At 67.0% G+C, this 15,612-nt stretch carries 20 protein-coding genes; 12 read left to right on the top strand and 8 right to left on the bottom strand.

Annotation, left to right across the window (positions count from 1 at the left end; translation table 11 throughout):
* Nucleotides 1–127: 127 nt before the first annotated feature.
* Entirely contained in the window at nt 128–901 is a 774-nt protein-coding gene (locus HHL27_RS22740) for a cold-shock protein (RefSeq protein WP_169494610.1), read from the bottom strand.
* A 253-nt stretch (nt 902–1,154) separates the two neighbouring features.
* Here HHL27_RS22740 and HHL27_RS17145 point away from each other — a divergent pair, with 253 nt between their 5' ends.
* From HHL27_RS17145 to HHL27_RS17130, 4 genes are read left to right on the top strand one after another with little or no spacing between them, the layout of a single operon-like run.
* Nucleotides 1,155–1,991: a TerC family protein gene (locus HHL27_RS17145; protein WP_169494609.1), complete on the top strand. Its 837-nt coding sequence runs from the start codon at nt 1,155–1,157 to the stop codon at nt 1,989–1,991.
* A gap of 5 nt (nt 1,992–1,996) precedes the next feature.
* Nucleotides 1,997–2,428, top strand: a complete 432-nt coding sequence (locus HHL27_RS17140; protein ID WP_169494608.1) for a protein tyrosine phosphatase family protein — start codon at nt 1,997–1,999, stop codon at nt 2,426–2,428.
* A 20-nt stretch (nt 2,429–2,448) separates the two neighbouring features.
* Complete coding sequence (locus tag HHL27_RS17135; protein WP_169494607.1) at nt 2,449–2,874, top strand: hypothetical protein; 426 nt, start codon at nt 2,449–2,451, stop codon at nt 2,872–2,874.
* Nucleotides 2,871–3,791, top strand: coding sequence for a sterol desaturase family protein (locus HHL27_RS17130; protein ID WP_169494606.1), 921 nt, complete (start codon nt 2,871–2,873; stop codon nt 3,789–3,791). Before HHL27_RS17135 ends, HHL27_RS17130 begins: the two co-directional genes overlap by 4 nt.
* On the opposite strand, the gene HHL27_RS17125 is transcribed toward HHL27_RS17130, so the two are convergent.
* The 7 genes from HHL27_RS17125 to crcB all read right to left on the bottom strand — a co-directional run bounded on the left by HHL27_RS17125 (nt 3,788) and on the right by crcB (nt 8,017).
* Nucleotides 3,788–4,084 (bottom strand): plasmid stabilization protein, encoded by a 297-nt coding sequence (locus HHL27_RS17125; protein ID WP_169494605.1) that lies wholly within the window; start codon nt 4,082–4,084, stop codon nt 3,788–3,790. The two genes, HHL27_RS17130 and HHL27_RS17125, sit on opposite strands and share 4 nt — an antisense overlap.
* A 62-nt stretch (nt 4,085–4,146) precedes the next feature.
* Complete coding sequence (locus HHL27_RS17120) at nt 4,147–4,842, bottom strand: ATP12 family chaperone protein (RefSeq protein WP_169494604.1); 696 nt, start codon at nt 4,840–4,842, stop codon at nt 4,147–4,149.
* The gene (locus tag HHL27_RS17115; RefSeq protein WP_169494603.1) at nt 4,842–5,063 is read right to left on the bottom strand and encodes a hypothetical protein; all 222 of its coding nucleotides are present in this window, start codon (nt 5,061–5,063) and stop codon (nt 4,842–4,844) included. The genes HHL27_RS17120 and HHL27_RS17115 overlap by 1 nt, the downstream gene beginning before the upstream one ends.
* The gene (locus tag HHL27_RS17110) at nt 5,060–5,722 is read right to left on the bottom strand and encodes an HAD-IA family hydrolase (protein ID WP_169494602.1); all 663 of its coding nucleotides are present in this window, start codon (nt 5,720–5,722) and stop codon (nt 5,060–5,062) included. The genes HHL27_RS17115 and HHL27_RS17110 overlap by 4 nt, the downstream gene beginning before the upstream one ends.
* A complete protein-coding gene (locus HHL27_RS17105; RefSeq protein WP_169494601.1) occupies nt 5,719–6,321 on the bottom strand; it encodes an FMN-binding negative transcriptional regulator in 603 nt (200 codons plus the stop codon). Before HHL27_RS17105 ends, HHL27_RS17110 begins: the two co-directional genes overlap by 4 nt.
* A complete protein-coding gene (locus HHL27_RS17100; protein ID WP_169494600.1) occupies nt 6,321–7,619 on the bottom strand; it encodes an RluA family pseudouridine synthase in 1,299 nt (432 codons plus the stop codon). The genes HHL27_RS17105 and HHL27_RS17100 overlap by 1 nt, the downstream gene beginning before the upstream one ends.
* Complete coding sequence (gene crcB / locus HHL27_RS17095) at nt 7,616–8,017, bottom strand: fluoride efflux transporter CrcB (RefSeq protein WP_169494599.1); 402 nt, start codon at nt 8,015–8,017, stop codon at nt 7,616–7,618. The genes HHL27_RS17100 and crcB overlap by 4 nt, the downstream gene beginning before the upstream one ends.
* A gap of 218 nt (nt 8,018–8,235) precedes the next feature.
* On the opposite strand from crcB, the gene rpsU reads away from it, so the two are divergent.
* The 8 genes from rpsU (at nt 8,236) to HHL27_RS17055 (ending at nt 15,582) form a co-directional block, all read left to right on the top strand.
* Entirely contained in the window at nt 8,236–8,442 is a 207-nt protein-coding gene (gene rpsU, locus HHL27_RS17090; protein ID WP_008070684.1) for a 30S ribosomal protein S21, read from the top strand.
* Between the two features lie 179 nt (nt 8,443–8,621).
* A complete protein-coding gene (locus tag HHL27_RS17085; protein WP_169494598.1) occupies nt 8,622–9,191 on the top strand; it encodes an FKBP-type peptidyl-prolyl cis-trans isomerase in 570 nt (189 codons plus the stop codon).
* A 158-nt stretch (nt 9,192–9,349) separates the two neighbouring features.
* On the top strand, nt 9,350–9,652 hold the full coding sequence (gene gatC / locus HHL27_RS17080; RefSeq protein ID WP_169494597.1) for an Asp-tRNA(Asn)/Glu-tRNA(Gln) amidotransferase subunit GatC: 303 nt from the start codon (nt 9,350–9,352) through the stop codon (nt 9,650–9,652).
* A gap of 2 nt (nt 9,653–9,654) precedes the next feature.
* Entirely contained in the window at nt 9,655–11,139 is a 1,485-nt protein-coding gene (gatA, locus tag HHL27_RS17075) for an Asp-tRNA(Asn)/Glu-tRNA(Gln) amidotransferase subunit GatA (protein ID WP_169494596.1), read from the top strand.
* Nucleotides 11,140–11,237: 98 nt separating this feature from the next.
* Nucleotides 11,238–12,146 (top strand): FkbM family methyltransferase, encoded by a 909-nt coding sequence (locus HHL27_RS17070; RefSeq protein WP_169494595.1) that lies wholly within the window; start codon nt 11,238–11,240, stop codon nt 12,144–12,146.
* Between the two features lie 58 nt (nt 12,147–12,204).
* Nucleotides 12,205–13,692: an Asp-tRNA(Asn)/Glu-tRNA(Gln) amidotransferase subunit GatB gene (gene gatB / locus HHL27_RS17065; protein ID WP_169494594.1), complete on the top strand. Its 1,488-nt coding sequence runs from the start codon at nt 12,205–12,207 to the stop codon at nt 13,690–13,692.
* Nucleotides 13,693–14,038: 346 nt separating this feature from the next.
* Nucleotides 14,039–14,632, top strand: a complete 594-nt coding sequence (locus HHL27_RS17060; protein WP_169494593.1) for a hypothetical protein — start codon at nt 14,039–14,041, stop codon at nt 14,630–14,632.
* Nucleotides 14,629–15,582, top strand: a complete 954-nt coding sequence (locus HHL27_RS17055; protein WP_206069669.1) for a hypothetical protein — start codon at nt 14,629–14,631, stop codon at nt 15,580–15,582. Before HHL27_RS17060 ends, HHL27_RS17055 begins: the two co-directional genes overlap by 4 nt.
* Nucleotides 15,583–15,612 lie beyond the last annotated feature (30 nt).

Below are 15,612 nucleotides of genomic sequence, written 5' to 3'. Positions count from 1 at the left end.
GGCGGGCCGCAGATGGAAGGTGGGAATCGCAAACGACAAATGGCGGCCCCGGAAGGGCCGCCATCTGGGCACGTTTAGGCTTTTGCAGGCCCCCGGTCAAACCGACCAAGGGGCGATGCGATCGGGATCAACCCTGGACCGGCACCAGGTTGACCGCCGAGTGCTTGCCTCGTCGATCGACCTCGAGATCGAACTCGAGCTTGTCGCCCTCGTTCAGCTCGCGCAGGCCCGAACGCTCAACCGCGCTGATATGCACGAATGCGTCCGGCTGGCCGTCGTCACGCGTGATGAAGCCAAAGCCCTTCATCGCGTTGAAGAACTTGACCGTGCCGGTGGCCTTCTCGCCCGTCAGCTGGCGCTGCGGGGCAGCCGGCTTGGCCGCCACCGGGATCACGTCGCCCACGACCTGAAGGTCGGCGGCCGAAATCTTCCCGCCGCGATCGACGAGGTTGAATTCGAGCTGCTGCCCTTCGGCCAGACCTTCAAGGCCCGCGCGCTCGACCGCGCTGATGTGCACGAACACATCTTCGCCGCCGTCTTCACGCTGGATGAAGCCGAAGCCCTTCTGGCCGTTGAAGAACTTTACGACACCCTTGCCGGTGCCGACCACCTGGGCGGGCATGCCGCCGCCGCGCGGACCGCCGAAGCCACCGCCGCCGCCGCCGCGCGGGCCACCGAAGCCGCCGCCACCGCCGCCGCCGAAGCCGCCGCGATCGCCGCCACCGAAGCCACCACGGTCACCGCCGCCGAAGCCACCACGGCCGCCGCCGCCGCCGAAACCGCCGCGGTCATAACCACCGCCGCCGAAACCGCCGCCACCGCCGTAGGGATCAAAACCTTCGTCGCCGAAACCGTCGCGCTTGTCGCGTCCGCGACCCCGCCGCCCTCTGTCAAAACCCATAAAAACCAATAAACCTTCGTTCGCCCTGCTTTCCCGGCACCGCTGGCCGGACTCGAATGCCGGCGGCACGACAAGGGATTCGCGCCGGATTTCAGCCGGCCCACTCCATTGCACTTTCCACTATAGCCTACAAAAACGCCCAGCGCGAACGGAATCCACCGTTTTCGCCGAAAACGGCGCGAAATACTTTGACATTTGCAACAACGCAGCTCCGCCTTGCCGACGCGGGCTGCATTGGGCACAAGCCCAAGCCATGGATATTCTCGCACTCCTGGCCGATCCCGCTGCGTGGGCCGCCTTCGTCACGCTCGTCCTGCTCGAGATCGTGCTGGGCATCGACAACCTGGTGTTCATCGCCATCCTGTCGAACAAGCTGCCGCCCGAACAGCAGCAGAAGGCGCGGCGCATCGGCCTCCTGCTCGCGCTTGGCCTGCGGCTGGGCCTGCTCACGCTGATCGGCTGGATCGTCACCCTGCAGGCACCGCTGATCGACCTCGGCATCGCCGGCAAGCCCGGCGCGCATGGCGAACCGACGTTCGAAACGGCGTTTTCGGGTCGCGACCTGATCCTGATCGCAGGCGGCCTGTTCCTGCTGTGGAAGGCGACCAAGGAAATTCACCACAACATCGATCCCGAGCCGAGCGGCGAGTTGCTCGACCACAAGGGGCACGGCGGAGCGGGACATGGGGGCAGCGCAGGACAGGCGGTCGTTGCCAACTTCGGCTCGACCATTGCGCAGATCATCGCGCTCGATCTGGTCTTCTCGATCGATTCGATCCTCACCGCCGTCGGCATGACCGACGAGATCCCGATCATGATCGCCGCGGTCGTCACCACCGTATCGCTGATGATGATCGCGGCCGATCCGCTGGCGAAGTTCATCGAAAAGAACCCCAGCCTCGTCATGCTGGCGCTCTCGTTCCTGGTGATGATCGGGCTCGTGCTGCTGGCAGACGGGTTCGGACTCCACATTCCCAAGGGATACATCTACGCGGCGATGGGCTTCTCGGTATTCGTCGAGCTGCTCAACATCGTCGGCCGCAACCGGCGCGAAAAGCGCCGGCTCGCGGACGCGGCGGCAAGAGGATAAGAATCATGTTCCGCAAGATCGACGACAAGACGTACGCCAGCCCGCAGATCACCGTGGACGACGTGGCACAGGCCAAGGCGCTCGGCATCGCCCTGATCGTCAACAACCGGCCCGAAGGCGAATCCGACGACCAGACCCCGGGCGCCGAAATCGAAGCCGCGGCCAAGGCTGCCGGCATCGCCTACGTTGCCATTCCGGTCAGCCATGCCGGCTTCTCGCTGCCGCAGGTCGAAGCGCTCGATGCCGCGCTCGCCAGCGCCGGGGATGCGCCCGTGCTTGCCTATTGCCGCTCCGGCACGCGCTCGACGCTGCTGTGGGCGTTGACCCAGGCCAAGCGCGGCATGGCGCCTGATCAGATCGCCGCCAGCGCGGCTGGCGCGGGCTACGACATCGGCCCGATCCGCGCGCAAGTCGACATGCTCGCCGCCAACGGCTGAGCTTAAGAAAGCCGGGGGCGATGTCGGGGGGCATCAATCTGCTGGGGCTTGCGGTGCAGGGCGTGCTTTCGCTCGCCGCGATCCTGGCCATCTGGTGGATCGCGCGGGCGATGAAGCTTGGCGGCGACGTGCGCCTGCGCGACGAGGACCATGCCCGCGAGCTCGCCGAAGAGGCGATCTGCGGATTCGGTCCGGTCGAGGTCGCGCTCGATCGCGCGCGGATCGGCGCTCTGGTACGCGGTGCCGACGGACGCGTCCTGCTGCTGCGCCGCCACGGCAGCCATTTCGCCGCACGGCTGATCGCGGATTATCAGGGCATCCGGCTCGATCGGCAGTTCCTCACCATCGCCACGCGCGAACGGCGGTTCGGCGCGGTCACGCTCGATCTCGGCCCGCAGGCGCAGGCCTGGGCCGCAAGCCTGCGCCGCCTTGGAGCCTCGGCATGAAGCCGCTCGACCACCCGATCGAGGTCGTCGTCTTCGCGATCCCGTTCTTCATCCTCGCCATCGTGCTCGAAATGCTCTGGGCGCAGCGCCGCCGCCCCGATGCCTACGAACCCGCTGATACGCTCACCAGCCTGGCGCTCGGGCTGGGCAGCACGATTGCCGGGGCCCTGACCGCCGCGGTCGTCTATGCGGCGGCGACCTGGCTTTATGCGCACCGCATCGCCACCGTGCCGTGGGCATGGTGGGCCTGGATCGCCTGCTTCCTGCTCGACGATTTCAATTACTACTGGGCACATCGCACCGGCCACCGCGTGCGCTGGTTCTGGGCGAGCCACGTCAATCACCATTCCAGCCAGCACTACAATCTGTCGACCGCGCTGCGGCAGACCTGGACCGGGTTCATCGCCTTGTCGTTCGTGTTCCGCATCTGGCCGGCGCTGCTCGGCTTTCCACCGGCGATGATTGTCACCGTCGGCGGGGTGAACCTGATCTATCAGTTCTGGATTCACACCGAAGCGGTCGGTCGGATGCCGCGCTGGTTCGAAGCGGTGTTCAACACACCGTCTCACCACCGGGTGCACCACGCGACCAATCCGCTCTATCTCGATCGCAACTATGCCGGCGTGCTGATCGTGTGGGATCGGCTGTTCGGCACGTATCAGCCACAGCGCGACGAAGGCGAAGTGCCGGGCCTAGGCCGCATCCGCTATGGCATCGTGCGCCAGTTGGGCAGCTTCCACCTGCTGCATGCCGCCTTCCACGAGTGGACCGCGATGCTACGCGATTTCCTCACCGCGCCGTTCCGGCACAAGCTGTCCTACCTCGTGCGCGAGCCCGGCTGGAGCCATGACGACAGCCGGGAAAGCTCGGATACGATCCGCGCCCGCTGGCGCGAGCGGTACGCCGAGGACAACTAACGCGCAGCCTTGCGCCGGCGGGTTTCCCAGCCCTTCTTCGCTGCGGCCGATCGCTTGGCATGGCTTTGCGAGGAGCCGGCCTTTTCGCCGCCGCGCTTCGACGGGCTGTGGTCGCTCTTGCGCCCTCGGCCCGAACCGGACTTCTTGCCGCCACCGTCCTGCTTGTTGACGGTGGCCCAAGCGCGACGCTCGGCCTCGTCCTTGCTCACGCCCCGATCTTCGTAGCCTTCCTCGATATGTTCGGCCTGGCGCTTCTGCTTGCCGGTATAGGCGTCCTTGTCTCCACGCGGCATGGCTCCTGCTCCTTCAGCTGGTCTGTCGAAAAAGCGCTTGGGGTTACCCGGCGGTTCCCGCCTCAGCCGCGCGAAAGGCCGGCAAAGCGCGCGGCGGCGATGAAGGCCCCGCGCCGTAGGTCGCGCCGTGCCATGGCTTCCTCGTCCTTGCCCCACAGCTCGGCCTGCCAATCCTCTTCAAGGTTGGCCGCATTCCACAGCGTGTCGAGATCGGCATCGGGCAGGATCGCCTCGATCCCGAGCACCAGCGATGCGGCAAGGCTGGTGGTGTTGCGCAAGGCAGCCAGCGCGAAGGCGTCCAGCCCTTCGAGCACCGCCTGCAACGCAGCCAGCGTTTCGCCGGCCTGCGGCTTGTGGATGATGCCGGCCACGCGCTGGAAGCGTACGCCGTGGCGCGCTTCGGCAGCGGCGAGCAGCGGCTCCCACACCTCGCGCTGGCGCGCGGCGAGCGGCTCGTCCGGTTCGGCGCGATAGCACAGCGTGTCGGTCTCGCCGTAAGGCAGCAATTCCATGATCGCTCGCGCGCGGTCCGGCGCCACGACATCGAGCGCGTAATCCGCCATGTCGCGGAACACGAAGCGCGCCGGCTCGATTTCTTCGCCTTGCCCGTCCCATTCGGCGGCCATCGCCCCGGCCAGGGCAGCGCTCGGCACGATCTGCGGCTGGCGGGCCACGGTGCGGATGCCGCGCCCATCGAGCGTGACGCGGTAGCCTTCGCCTTCCCGGGCGACGGCGACTTGCTTGTAGAAACGCTTCATCAGTCCTTGCTTTTCCAGCGGCGCGCCAGCAGCGGCGGCACGAAGAAGAAGTCGACCATGCCCACCAGCAGCAGTGGAAAGCCCGCAGCGGGCGGCACGGCCTTCAGCCAGGCGACATTGCCCGAAGACACCAGCACGCCGGCCAGCGCGATCAGCGCGCCTGACAGACGCACCGCCTGCAGCACGGCAAAGCGCGCGATGGCCGGATCTCGCCCGCTCATTCCATCCCCCGCAGCAGCGCGCGCAGCTCCGTCATCGATGTCGCGACCGCCTCGGCCCCTGCCTCGAACAGGTCTTCCGGCTCGTGGTAGCCCCAGTCGACGCCGAAGGCGCGGACGCGAGCGTTGACGGCCATCTCCATGTCGTAGGCAGTATCGCCGATCATCGCGGTCAGGGCGCGATCGGCGCCGGTATCGGCAAGGCAGGCCTCGATCATGCTCGGATCGGGCTTCGACGGGTGCCGGTCGGCGGTCTGCAGCGTCAGGAAATGGCCGGTCAGGCCATGCGTCTGCAAACAGTGCACCAGCCCCCGGTCGCTCTTGCCCGTGGCGACGCCCAGCAGCCAGCCATCCGCGACAAGCTCCTCGATCAGTGCGGCGATCCCTTCGTACAGCGGCTCGGCCAGCGATCCCGCCTCGCGCCGGGCACGGAACGCATTCTTGTACGCCTGCGTCAGCGCGGCGTGATCGTCGTGCGCGCCATTGGGGTGCAGCCGCCGCATCGCCTCGTGCAGCGAAAGGCCCACCACCCGGCGCGTCGCCTGCCGCGCCGGCGGCTCCAGCCCGTTCGCCAGGAAAGCGGCATCCATCGACGCGCAGATATCGGCCTGGCTGTCGACGAGCGTGCCGTCGCAATCGAAGATCGCCAGCCGCAGGCTCATGGCACCAGCCGCCGCATCAGCTGCGCGATGGCGGGCGAACCTTCCGCCTCGAGCCCGGCGGCCACCCGCTCGCGCTCCTCGGGCGCCTTGTTCTGCGAAAGCTTGAACGTCGGGCGCCAGGCCAGCACTTCCATCTCGAACCCGACGATCGCGTCCATCATTTGCGACAGCGCAGCCTCGGGCATCTTGTCCATCGTCCACGGCGCGCCATCGGTAAGCCGCGCCTCGTGCCGGGCCGACAGCGCCTCCAGCAGCGCGCGCAAGCCTTCGCGCTCCATCCGCCGCACCCGCCCTTCCAGTTCAAGCGCGACGTAGTTCCACGTCGGCACCTGCGCCGGGTCGGCATACCAGCGCGGGCTGACATAGCCGTCGGGGCCGTTGACCACGATCAGCGCGGTGGCGCTCTCGATCGCGCGCGTCAGAGCATTGCCGCGCGCCAGGTGGAACTGCACCGCTCCGTCCCCGGTCGAAAGCAGCGGGGTGTGTGCTACCCGCGGTCCATCGGGCGTGGCGGCGAAGATCATGCCGAAGCCGATCTCCTCCACCAGCGCCTCGTGCAGAGCACGATCGTCGTTCCGGAACGCGGGGTTGGGATGCATCAGCGCTTGGGACCTGCGGGCTTCCTTGGCGCGGGTGCCCTGCCCGCCGCAGGCTTGCCAGCCCCGGGCTTGCCGGCCACCGGCTTGCGCGCGGCCGGCTTGCCATCGGCCCCCTTCTTGCCCGCCGGAGCGCCGCCAGCGCGCTTGCCGGTCGGCTTGCGGGCGATGCCGCCGCCACCATCGGCGCGCTTGCGCCGCTCGCCCCGGCGTTCCTTGCGGTATTCCTTGGCATGCGCCTTGGCCGCGCGCTTGGCGACATCCTTCTCGCTCACCAGCTTGACCGGTTCGAGCGGGATGTCGCCCTCTTCCTCGTGGAAGCCCAGGCTCACCATGCTCGCCGCGAAGTGGTCGGGCAGCGGCGCGGTCACATCGATCAGGTCGCCTTCGGGATGCTCGATCCGCAGGCGACGCGCATGAAGGTGCATCTTGCGGCTGATCGTGCCGGTCAGGAACGCGCCCTGCCCGCCGTACTTGCCATCGCCCACGATCGGATGGCCGATCGCCGCCATGTGCACGCGCAGCTGGTGGGTGCGCCCGGTCAGCGGCTGCAGCTCGACCCAGGCGGCGCGGTTGCCCGCCCGGCTGATCACGCGATAGCGGCTGCGCGCGGCCTGACCTTCGCCGCTTTCGTCGACCATCATCTTCTCGCCGCCGGTGCCCGGCTGCTTGGCGAGCGGCAGTTCGATCAGCCCGTCCTTCACATCGGGCACGCCCATCACCAGCGCCCAGTAGATCTTGCGCGCGGACCGGCCCGAAAACCGCTTGGAGAAGAACGCCGCGCTACCTGGCGTGCGCGCGATCAGCAGCACGCCCGAGGTATCCTTGTCGAGCCGGTGGACGAGCCGCGGCCGCGGCTCGTCCTCGCCGACATAGGCATCGAGCAGGCCATCGACGTGCTCATAGGTGCCGCTGCCGCCTTGCGTGGCAAGGCCCGGCGGCTTGTTGAGCACGATCGCCGCGCGATCCTTTTCCAGCACCATCGATTCGGCGAGCGCGATCTGCTCCTCGGTCAAGGGCTTGCGCTTGCGCGGCCCCTTGCTCGCAGGTGTCGTCCCGCCCGGCGGCACGCGCAGCACCTGCCCCGCCTCGAGCCGGGTGTCGACATCGGCGCGCTTGCCGTCGAGCCGGATCTGCCCGGTGCGCGCCCAGCGCGAAACGGTGGCAAAGCCCACCTGCGGCAGGTGCCGCTTGAACCAGCGGTCGAGCCGGGCCCCGGCATCGTCCTTCTGGATGGTGAACTGGCGGACTTCGCTATCGTCCTTCTGGTTGTAGGACTTTGGCTCGTAAGGCTTGTTCATGCCACGCCCCCCCGCATCGCGATCAGGCCCAGGAACAGTCCGGCCAGCCCCGCGAGCACCGATCCCACGGCATACGTCGCGGCAAGGCCGATGGCCCCGCGCTCGATCAGCAGCGCGGTTTCCAGGCTGAACGAGGAAAACGTGGTGAAGCCGCCGAGCACGCCCACGGCCAGCAGCAGGCGCCACGCCTCGCCCCCGTTCGCCCGCGTCAGCCAGCCAGCCAGCAGGCCCATCGCGAGCGAGCCCGAAACGTTGATCAGGAAGGTACCCCAGGGAAAAGCCGCGGCCGGCCCGACAAGGGCGGTGACCAGACGGCCAACATGAAAGCGCAGGAGAGCACCGGTGCCGCCGCCCAAGGCGACAAGTCCGCTGGCCTGCCAGGAAGAAGTCGATATCATTGGCCCGCCCTTAGCCGCTCAAGCCGCCAAATGCACGACTTAGCTTGGCCCGTGGCACGACTTTGCTTGCCTTGAGCAAAGGGAATCGCTATCGGCGCGCCGGTTCGAGCCGCATCCGTTCGGATTCGGCCCGTTTTGTGTTTCCCGGATTCATGGGTGATTCCCGCGCTTGATGACCAGCGGGCTCTCGCTCGAAACTGATTGAGGTATAGCGGTTTATGCAGATTCTCGTTCGCGATAACAACGTCGACCAAGCCCTCCGCGCGCTCAAGAAGAAGCTGCAGCGGGAAGGCGTTTATCGCGAAATGAAGCTGCGTCGCCACTACGAGAAGCCCTCGGAAAAGCGCGCTCGTGAAAAGGCTGCCGCCGTTCGCCGCGCCCGCAAGCTCGAGCGCAAGCGCGCCGAGCGCGACGGCGCGAAGTAAGGCGGAACGGGGCGATCGCGGGGAGAGGCGAACCTCTCCCTTCTCGCCTCTTGCCGAGCGGCCCTTGCTGGGCCAAGAGGGCGCCGTCGAAAGCGGCGCCCTTCGCGTGTCCGGCCTGATGCGCCGGCGAATCGGAGCGGCTCGCCGCACCTGTTTCGGGGACACCCAGAGGGGAAGAAATGTCGGAAATCACCCGCGTTCCGCTGCAGCCCGTGGCCAAGGGCTCGGTCACCAAGATCTGGCTCGGCGTCATTCTCGCCGTGGTCGTTGCAGCCGCGCTGGCCTTTGCCGCGCGCTACCACGGTCTGGTTGTCGATACGCTCAAGGCCGGCCAGGGCGCCTCGCCGACCACCGCCGACGTCGTGCTGGTGAACTATGTCGGCCGCCTGGCGAACGGCAAGGAATTCGATCGCGGTGAAAAGGCGGTCATGCCGGTCGAAGGCGTGATCCCCGGCTTTGCCAAGGGGCTCCAGCAGATGCAGCGCGGTGGCAAGTACCGCCTCGAGATCCCTGCCTCGATGGCCTATGGCACCAACGAACAGAAGAGCCAGGCCACCGGCGAAGTGGTGATCCCGGCGAACAGCGACCTCGTGTTCGATGTCGAACTGCTCGATTTCAAGAGCGCTGCCGAAATCGAACGCCAGCGCCAGATGATCCAGCAGATGCAGCAGCAGATGGGCGGCCAGATGCCCGGTCAGGCTCCCGGCCAGGTTCCGGGCGCCGCGGCTCCCGGCGCTCCGCGCCCCTGATCGCCCCGGGCATGGCGGGCCGGTGCTTCGGCGTCGTCCGCCCACGGCCCGAAAGGCGGTTCTTGCCCGCTCGCTGAAGTTGCCCGCTTCTTGAAGATCGCCGCGCGCCTGTGCTAGCGCGCGGCGTTCTCGTTTTCCGGCTTTCGAAAGCTTTTTCCATGTCCGTAGACACCGCGACCGTGGCGAAGATCGCCTCGCTGGCCCGCATCAAGGTCGATGAAGCCGCGATCGAGGCGATGGTGCCCGAACTCAACGGCATCCTCGCCTGGGTCGAACAACTCGGCGAGGTCGATGTGACCGGCGTCGAACCGATGACCGCCGTCATCCCCAACACGCTGCGCCTGCGCGACGACGTGGTGAACGCCGACCCGCTGACCGGTGGCGACATCCGCGACAAGGTGCTCGCCAATGCCCCCGCCGCCGAACACGGCTTCTTCGGCGTGCCCAAGGTGATCGAATAATCATGACCGAACTGACCGATCTCGGCGTTGCCGCCATCCGCGACGGCGTCGCCGCCGGCACCTTCACCGCCACCGAAGTGGCGACCGCCTTCAACGCCGCCGTGGTGCAGGCGCAGGACGCGTTGAACGCTTTCATCGTCACCACGCCTGATGTCGCGCTCGCCGCCGCCGCGAAGGTCGATGCCGACCGCGCCGCCGGCAAGCCGCTCGGCAAGATGGCCGGCGTGCCGATCGGCATGAAGGATCTGTTCGCCACGCAGGGCGTGCAGACCACCGCCGCGTCGAAGATTCTCGAAGGCTTCAAGCCCGAATACGAATCGACCGTCAGCCAGAAGCTGTGGGACGCGGGCGCCGGCATGCTCGGCAAGCTCAACCTCGATCAGTTCGCCATGGGCTCGTCGAACGAGACCAGCGCCTTCGGCAACGTCGTGTCGCCGTGGCGTCGCCCGAACGACACCGCTCCGCTCGCACCCGGCGGCTCGTCGGGCGGGTCCTCGGCCGCGGTCGCCGCGCGCCTCGCGCCTGCCGCCACTGGCACCGATACCGGCGGCTCGATCCGCCAGCCCGCCGCCTTCACCGGCATTTCGGGCATCAAGCCCACTTACGGCCGCTGCTCGCGCTGGGGCGTGGTCGCTTTCGCTTCCTCGCTCGATCAGGCGGGGCCGATGGCGCGCGACGTGACAGACTGCGCGATCATGCTCGAAGCCATGGCCGGGTTCGATCCCAAGGATTCGACCAGCCTCGACCTGCCCGTGCCCGACTGGAGCGCCGCGCTCTCGTCGGACCTGCGCGGCAAGAAGGTGGGCATTCCGCGCGAATACCGCCTCGATGGCATGGACGCCGACGTCGCTCGCGTGTGGGACGAAGGCATCGCCTGGCTCAAGGATGCCGGCGCCGAGGTCATCGACATCTCGCTGCCGCACACCAAGTACGCGCTGCCCACCTACTACATCATCGCGCCTGCCGAAGCGTCGTCCAACCTCGCCCGCTATGATGGCGTGCGCTATGGCCTGCGCGATCTGCCGCAGGGCGCCGGTCTTCAGGACATGTACGCCGCCACCCGCGCCGCCGGCTTCGGTGACGAGGTCAAGCGCCGCATCCTGATCGGCACCTACGTGCTCTCGGCCGGCTTCTACGATGCCTACTACACCCAGGCGCAGAAGGTGCGCACACTGATCGCCCGCGATTTCTCGCAGGCGTTCGAACAGGTGGACGTGATCCTTGCGCCGACCGCGCCGACCGCCGCCTTCGCGCTCGGCGAAAACAGCGACGATCCGCTGGCGATGTACCTCAACGACGTGTTCTCGGTGCCCGCCAGCCTCGCCGGACTGCCCGCCATGTCGGTCCCCGCCGGGCTCGATCGCAATGGCCTGCCGCTTGGCCTGCAGGTCATCGGCAAGGCTTTCGACGAACAGGGCGTGCTCAACGCGGGCCTCGCGATCGAGCAGCGCGCGGCATTCACTGCTCGGCCTACCCGCTGGTGGTGATAAAAAATCCCCGGATTTGAAAGAGCTAATCAACCGATACGTCTGGAATAATAACTTAAGATATATATATTTCGCCCCAACTCGTAGATGGGGTGACCATGGTTGCGCACGAATGGATCGACCGGCCGGCCTTTGACCAGCCGGTCGCGGGATTGCCGCCTCCGATCCGCGCCAGCCATGTCGCTGGAGCAGAGCCGGGGCGCTTGGTCAGGCTGTGGCGCCGGCTCTGCGCATCGGTTGCGCTCAACCTCAAGGATGCCCGGCAGCTGGGACCGGCGGTCCTGCTGCGCCACCTCGCCCGCCTGTCCGGCACGCCGCAGCACGCGGTGCAGATCCGCGGGCACGGGCGCTTCGAGATCCGCCGCCACGAAAGCGACCTTTCGGTCCTGCGCGAAGTGTTCGGCGAAGGCGCCTATGCCCTCGACCGCCACCCCCACCTCGCCGCCCGGCTCGAGCGCCGCTACCGCACGATCCTTGCCGCCGGTCGTCGCCCGGTCGTGCTCGATTGCGGCGCCAACATCGGTGCGGCGACCGTCGCGCTGGCCGAGCTGTGGCCGCGCGCCGCGTTCGTGGCGGTCGAGCCCGATCCCGGCAACGCGGCGATGGCGCGCCGCAACCTGATCGGCACGCCCAACGCCCACGTGCTGGAAGCCGCCATCGGCAGCGTGCCCGGTCACGCCGCGCTGCTCAACGATGGCGATGGCTTCGCCTGGGGCGTGCGCACCACCCGCGCCGCCAGCGGGGTGCCGATCATCACCGTGCGGCAGGCGCTGGAAGCGGTGCAGGACGGCGAACCCTTCGTCTGCAAGATCGATATCGAAGGCTTCGAGGAAGACCTCTTCGCCCGCGACACCGGCTGGATCGACCAGTTCGAGATCATCATGGTCGAACCGCACGACTGGCTGTTCCCCGGCAGACGCAGCTCGCGCCACCTGCAGCGCGCGATGGCCGACCGGGGCATGGAGATGATCGTCCAGGGCCACAGCCTGTTCTACCTGCGCCCCTGAACGCCGCGTTGCGACTTGCCCCTTTTCAGCGGGCGCGCGGGGCCCTATCGGGCTAGCCATGAGCGAATATCGTATCCAGGGCGCCACCGGTGAATGGGAGGTCGTGATCGGCCTCGAAGTCCATGCGCAGGTCACTTCCAACGCCAAGCTCTTTTCGGGCGCGGCGACCGCGTTCGGGGCCGAGCCCAATGCGCAAGTGAGCCTGGTCGACGCGGCGATGCCGGGCATGCTGCCCGTGCCCAACCGCGAGTGCATCCGCCAGGCGGTGCGCACCGGCATGGCGATCGACGCGCAGATCAACAAGTGGTCGCGCTTCGACCGCAAGAACTACTTCTATGCGGACCTGCCGCAGGGCTACCAGATCAGCCAGCTCTACCATCCGCTGGTGGGCGAAGGCGCGCTGGAGATCCAACTCGATGAGAAGGACCCGACCTCGACCAAGACCATCGGCATCGAGCGCATCCACGTCGAACAGGATGCGGGCAAGCTGATGCACGACCAGCATCCGACGATGTCCTACGTCGATCTCAACCGGTCGGGCGTGGCGCTGATGGAGATCGTCAGCCGCCCCGACATGCGCAGCCCGGCCGAAGCGGGCGCGTACCTTGCCAAGCTGCGCCAGATCCTGCGCTATGTCGGATCGTGCGACGGCAACATGGACCAGGGCTCGATGCGCGCCGACGTCAACGTGTCGGTGCGCAAGCCCGGTGCCGAGTTCGGCACCCGGACCGAAACCAAGAACGTCAATTCGGTCCGCTTCGTGATGGCGGTGGTCGAACAGGAGGCCAAGCGCCAGGTCGCACTGATCGAGGATGGCGGGACAGTGGTGCAGGAAACCCGCCTCTACGATCCCGACCGGAACGAGACGCGTTCGATGCGCAGCAAGGAAGATGCGCACGATTACCGCTACTTCCCCGATCCTGACCTGCTGCCGCTGGTGCTGGACGATGCGTTCCTGGAAGAATGCCGCGCCAGCCTGCCCGAACTGCCCGACGCCAAGCGCCAGCGCTATGAAGCCGGGCTGGGCCTGTCACCCTACAACGCCGCGGCATTGACCGCCGACGTCGAGACCGCGCGCCAGTTCGAGGCGCTGCTGGCCTCGGTCGCCAAGGCTGCGGGCAAGGGCGAAGCCGACGTTGCCAAGCGCGTTGCCAACTGGCTGCTGTCCGAACGGCCGGGCATCCTCAACGCCCAGAACATCCCGACCGACAGCCCCAAGAATTCGATCGAGGCGAACACCGCGATCGTGGTGGCGACCGAAGCGGGCACGATTTCCGGCAGCAAGGCCAAGGAAATCTTCGAACGCCACCTGACCAGCGACATCGATCTTGCCGCCGAGATCGACAGCAACAAGCAGACCACCGACACCGGCGCGATCGAGGCCGCAGTCGATGCCGTGCTGGCCGCGAATGCCGACAAGGTGGAGCAGTACAAGGGCGGCAAGGAGGCGCTGTTCGGCTTCTTCGTCGGCCAGACGATGAAGGCGATGCAGGGCAAGGGCAACCCGCAGGCGGTCAACCAGGTGCTGAAGGCGAAGCTCGGCTGAGGCACTTCGGGAGGGCCCGAATGGGCTCTTCTAAATCGGCCAAGTTGACGAAGTTGACAGACTTCTAAAGCAAAACTCGTCCGGTGCGGCACCACGCCGCGCCGGCGCCGCCTGCGCGACGTGCAGAACAAGCCAGCGCGCTGGTTCTGTTCGATTTTTGCAAAGGGTGCCATCGGCCGGACCCTAGGCGAGGCAGGCCTTGTAGGAAAGTTTCGGAGTGTGCTGCCCGGTTGTGCACACATCTTGCGTGCACAATACCTCGACAATGGTCCATCTGCATAATCCCGATTGCGAGCGGATTCGCGATGTGCTTCACCGCGCGTCGGGAAGTTGCGGGGGCAATTCTATGCATCGATGGAAAGTCGCGCGGGCGCTGCTGGTGGCGTGTGCGCTGGGAACGGTCACGCTGGCGACGAGCGAAAGCGCAGGTGCGGCCGAGCCGCTGGCGATCCCTTCGCCCGAGGGGCTGACGATGCCCAAGCTGGAATTCACGCCGACACCGGTGGATGAAGGCGATTACGACAAGTACTTCTATTTCCACCGCGCGAACACGACGTTCGCGCAAGCTTATGCCGATATCAAGGAATGCGACGCGCTGGCCAGCGGCAGCAGCATCTATCTGGGCGGCAACGAAGGCGTGATGAACAACGCTGTGATGCAGTACGGCATGGCGGGGGCCATCGGAGGGGCGATCGGCAGCGCCATGGTCGACGCGATTTTCGGTTCGGCCGCGCGCCGCGCGCAACGCCGCGCCAACTTGCGCAACTGCATGCACTTCAAGGACTACCAGCGCTTCGGCCTTAGCCACGACCTGTGGTCGGAATTCAACTTCGAGGAAGGCAACGGCCGCAAGAAGGAGGGCGTGCGCAACGATGCGCTGGCGCTGCAGGCGCTGGTCGCGTCCGGCCCCGCACCCAAGACCAAGGAGCTGGGGCTGTGAAGATGCGCCACTTGATGACGACCGCCGTCGCCCTTTGCGCGCTGGCGCAAGCGCCAAGCGCCCTTGCCGCCGGTGACAAGAGCGGCCCATTCACCGGCCCCGCCGCCGCGATCGACGAGCGTGCCGTGCTGGCGGGCAAGGAGAAGCTTGACCCCACGGCCGGTTACATCCTGGTTTCGGGTCCCGCCCGGCAGTTCGGCATGTTCCTGCGCGTGCCCGACGATGCCGTGCGTGCCGAGTGGGAGGCCGATCGGCAAAAGGCCTTCGCCAAGGAGCACAAGCGGTACGAAAGCGCGCTGGCAACGTGGAAGGCCGACGTCGAGATCGCCAGGCAGACCAAGGCAACGCCGCCCGCCCAGCCGGTAGAACCGACGCTGGAGACATTCGAACATGCCCCGATCGAATTGCACGACGTGGCAACGTTCGGGCCAATGTTCATCTATTCCAAGGGCGCGACCTTCACCTATCTCGAGAAGGTCCGCCCGGGCACTTATGTCTGGTATGGCAACGTGATGGGCGGCAACGGCATCCCTGTGTCGGGCACCTGCATGTGCATGGGCACAGTGCGCTTCGAGGTGAAGCCCGGCGTGGTTACCGATCTTGGCAACGCCTTGCAGGTATTGCCGCAGTGGTCTGCCGAAATGGACGTGGCGCGGCTGGATCTGAAGGCTGCGAACGACAAGCGCGTGGCCGAGGGCAAGGAACCCTATCCGCAATTTGCCGCCGGAAATCTGCAGACCGGCCTGCCCGCGTCGCTGAAGGACTGGCCTTCGGTTCAGGCGGAGTTCCACGCCAGCCCCAAGATCAACAACTACTACGCCATCTTTATCTCGCGCCTGCCCCCGGTACCCGGCGTGCTGAGCTATCACCGCGACGTGGTGGTGGACGAGCGCACCGGGCTGGAAGTCGAAAGCCCGACGCTGGTCAGCCGGCAGAAGCCGAAGCTGTAGCGGTCCGCCGAACGGCGGCGCTGTCCCCAC

This window comes from Novosphingobium olei (genome assembly GCF_012927405.1).
Lineage (GTDB): Bacteria > Pseudomonadota > Alphaproteobacteria > Sphingomonadales > Sphingomonadaceae > Novosphingobium > Novosphingobium olei.
Note: the sequence above shows the minus strand (reverse complement) of the source record. Positions and strands in the feature narration are given on the sequence as shown.

Coding starts and splice junctions, on each gene's coding strand:
- HHL27_RS22740 (WP_169494610.1), bottom strand. CDS start 901: ATGGGTTTTGACAGAGGGCGGCGGGGTCGCGGACGCGACAAGCGCGAC.
- HHL27_RS17145 (WP_169494609.1), top strand. CDS start 1,155: ATGGATATTCTCGCACTCCTGGCCGATCCCGCTGCGTGGGCCGCCTTC.
- HHL27_RS17140 (WP_169494608.1), top strand. CDS start 1,997: ATGTTCCGCAAGATCGACGACAAGACGTACGCCAGCCCGCAGATCACC.
- HHL27_RS17135 (WP_169494607.1), top strand. CDS start 2,449: ATGTCGGGGGGCATCAATCTGCTGGGGCTTGCGGTGCAGGGCGTGCTT.
- HHL27_RS17130 (WP_169494606.1), top strand. CDS start 2,871: ATGAAGCCGCTCGACCACCCGATCGAGGTCGTCGTCTTCGCGATCCCG.
- HHL27_RS17125 (WP_169494605.1), bottom strand. CDS start 4,084: ATGCCGCGTGGAGACAAGGACGCCTATACCGGCAAGCAGAAGCGCCAG.
- HHL27_RS17120 (WP_169494604.1), bottom strand. CDS start 4,842: ATGAAGCGTTTCTACAAGCAAGTCGCCGTCGCCCGGGAAGGCGAAGGC.
- HHL27_RS17115 (WP_169494603.1), bottom strand. CDS start 5,063: ATGAGCGGGCGAGATCCGGCCATCGCGCGCTTTGCCGTGCTGCAGGCG.
- HHL27_RS17110 (WP_169494602.1), bottom strand. CDS start 5,722: ATGAGCCTGCGGCTGGCGATCTTCGATTGCGACGGCACGCTCGTCGAC.
- HHL27_RS17105 (WP_169494601.1), bottom strand. CDS start 6,321: ATGCATCCCAACCCCGCGTTCCGGAACGACGATCGTGCTCTGCACGAG.
- HHL27_RS17100 (WP_169494600.1), bottom strand. CDS start 7,619: ATGAACAAGCCTTACGAGCCAAAGTCCTACAACCAGAAGGACGATAGC.
- crcB (WP_169494599.1), bottom strand. CDS start 8,017: ATGATATCGACTTCTTCCTGGCAGGCCAGCGGACTTGTCGCCTTGGGC.
- rpsU (WP_008070684.1), top strand. CDS start 8,236: ATGCAGATTCTCGTTCGCGATAACAACGTCGACCAAGCCCTCCGCGCG.
- HHL27_RS17085 (WP_169494598.1), top strand. CDS start 8,622: ATGTCGGAAATCACCCGCGTTCCGCTGCAGCCCGTGGCCAAGGGCTCG.
- gatC (WP_169494597.1), top strand. CDS start 9,350: ATGTCCGTAGACACCGCGACCGTGGCGAAGATCGCCTCGCTGGCCCGC.
- gatA (WP_169494596.1), top strand. CDS start 9,655: ATGACCGAACTGACCGATCTCGGCGTTGCCGCCATCCGCGACGGCGTC.
- HHL27_RS17070 (WP_169494595.1), top strand. CDS start 11,238: ATGGTTGCGCACGAATGGATCGACCGGCCGGCCTTTGACCAGCCGGTC.
- gatB (WP_169494594.1), top strand. CDS start 12,205: ATGAGCGAATATCGTATCCAGGGCGCCACCGGTGAATGGGAGGTCGTG.
- HHL27_RS17060 (WP_169494593.1), top strand. CDS start 14,039: ATGCATCGATGGAAAGTCGCGCGGGCGCTGCTGGTGGCGTGTGCGCTG.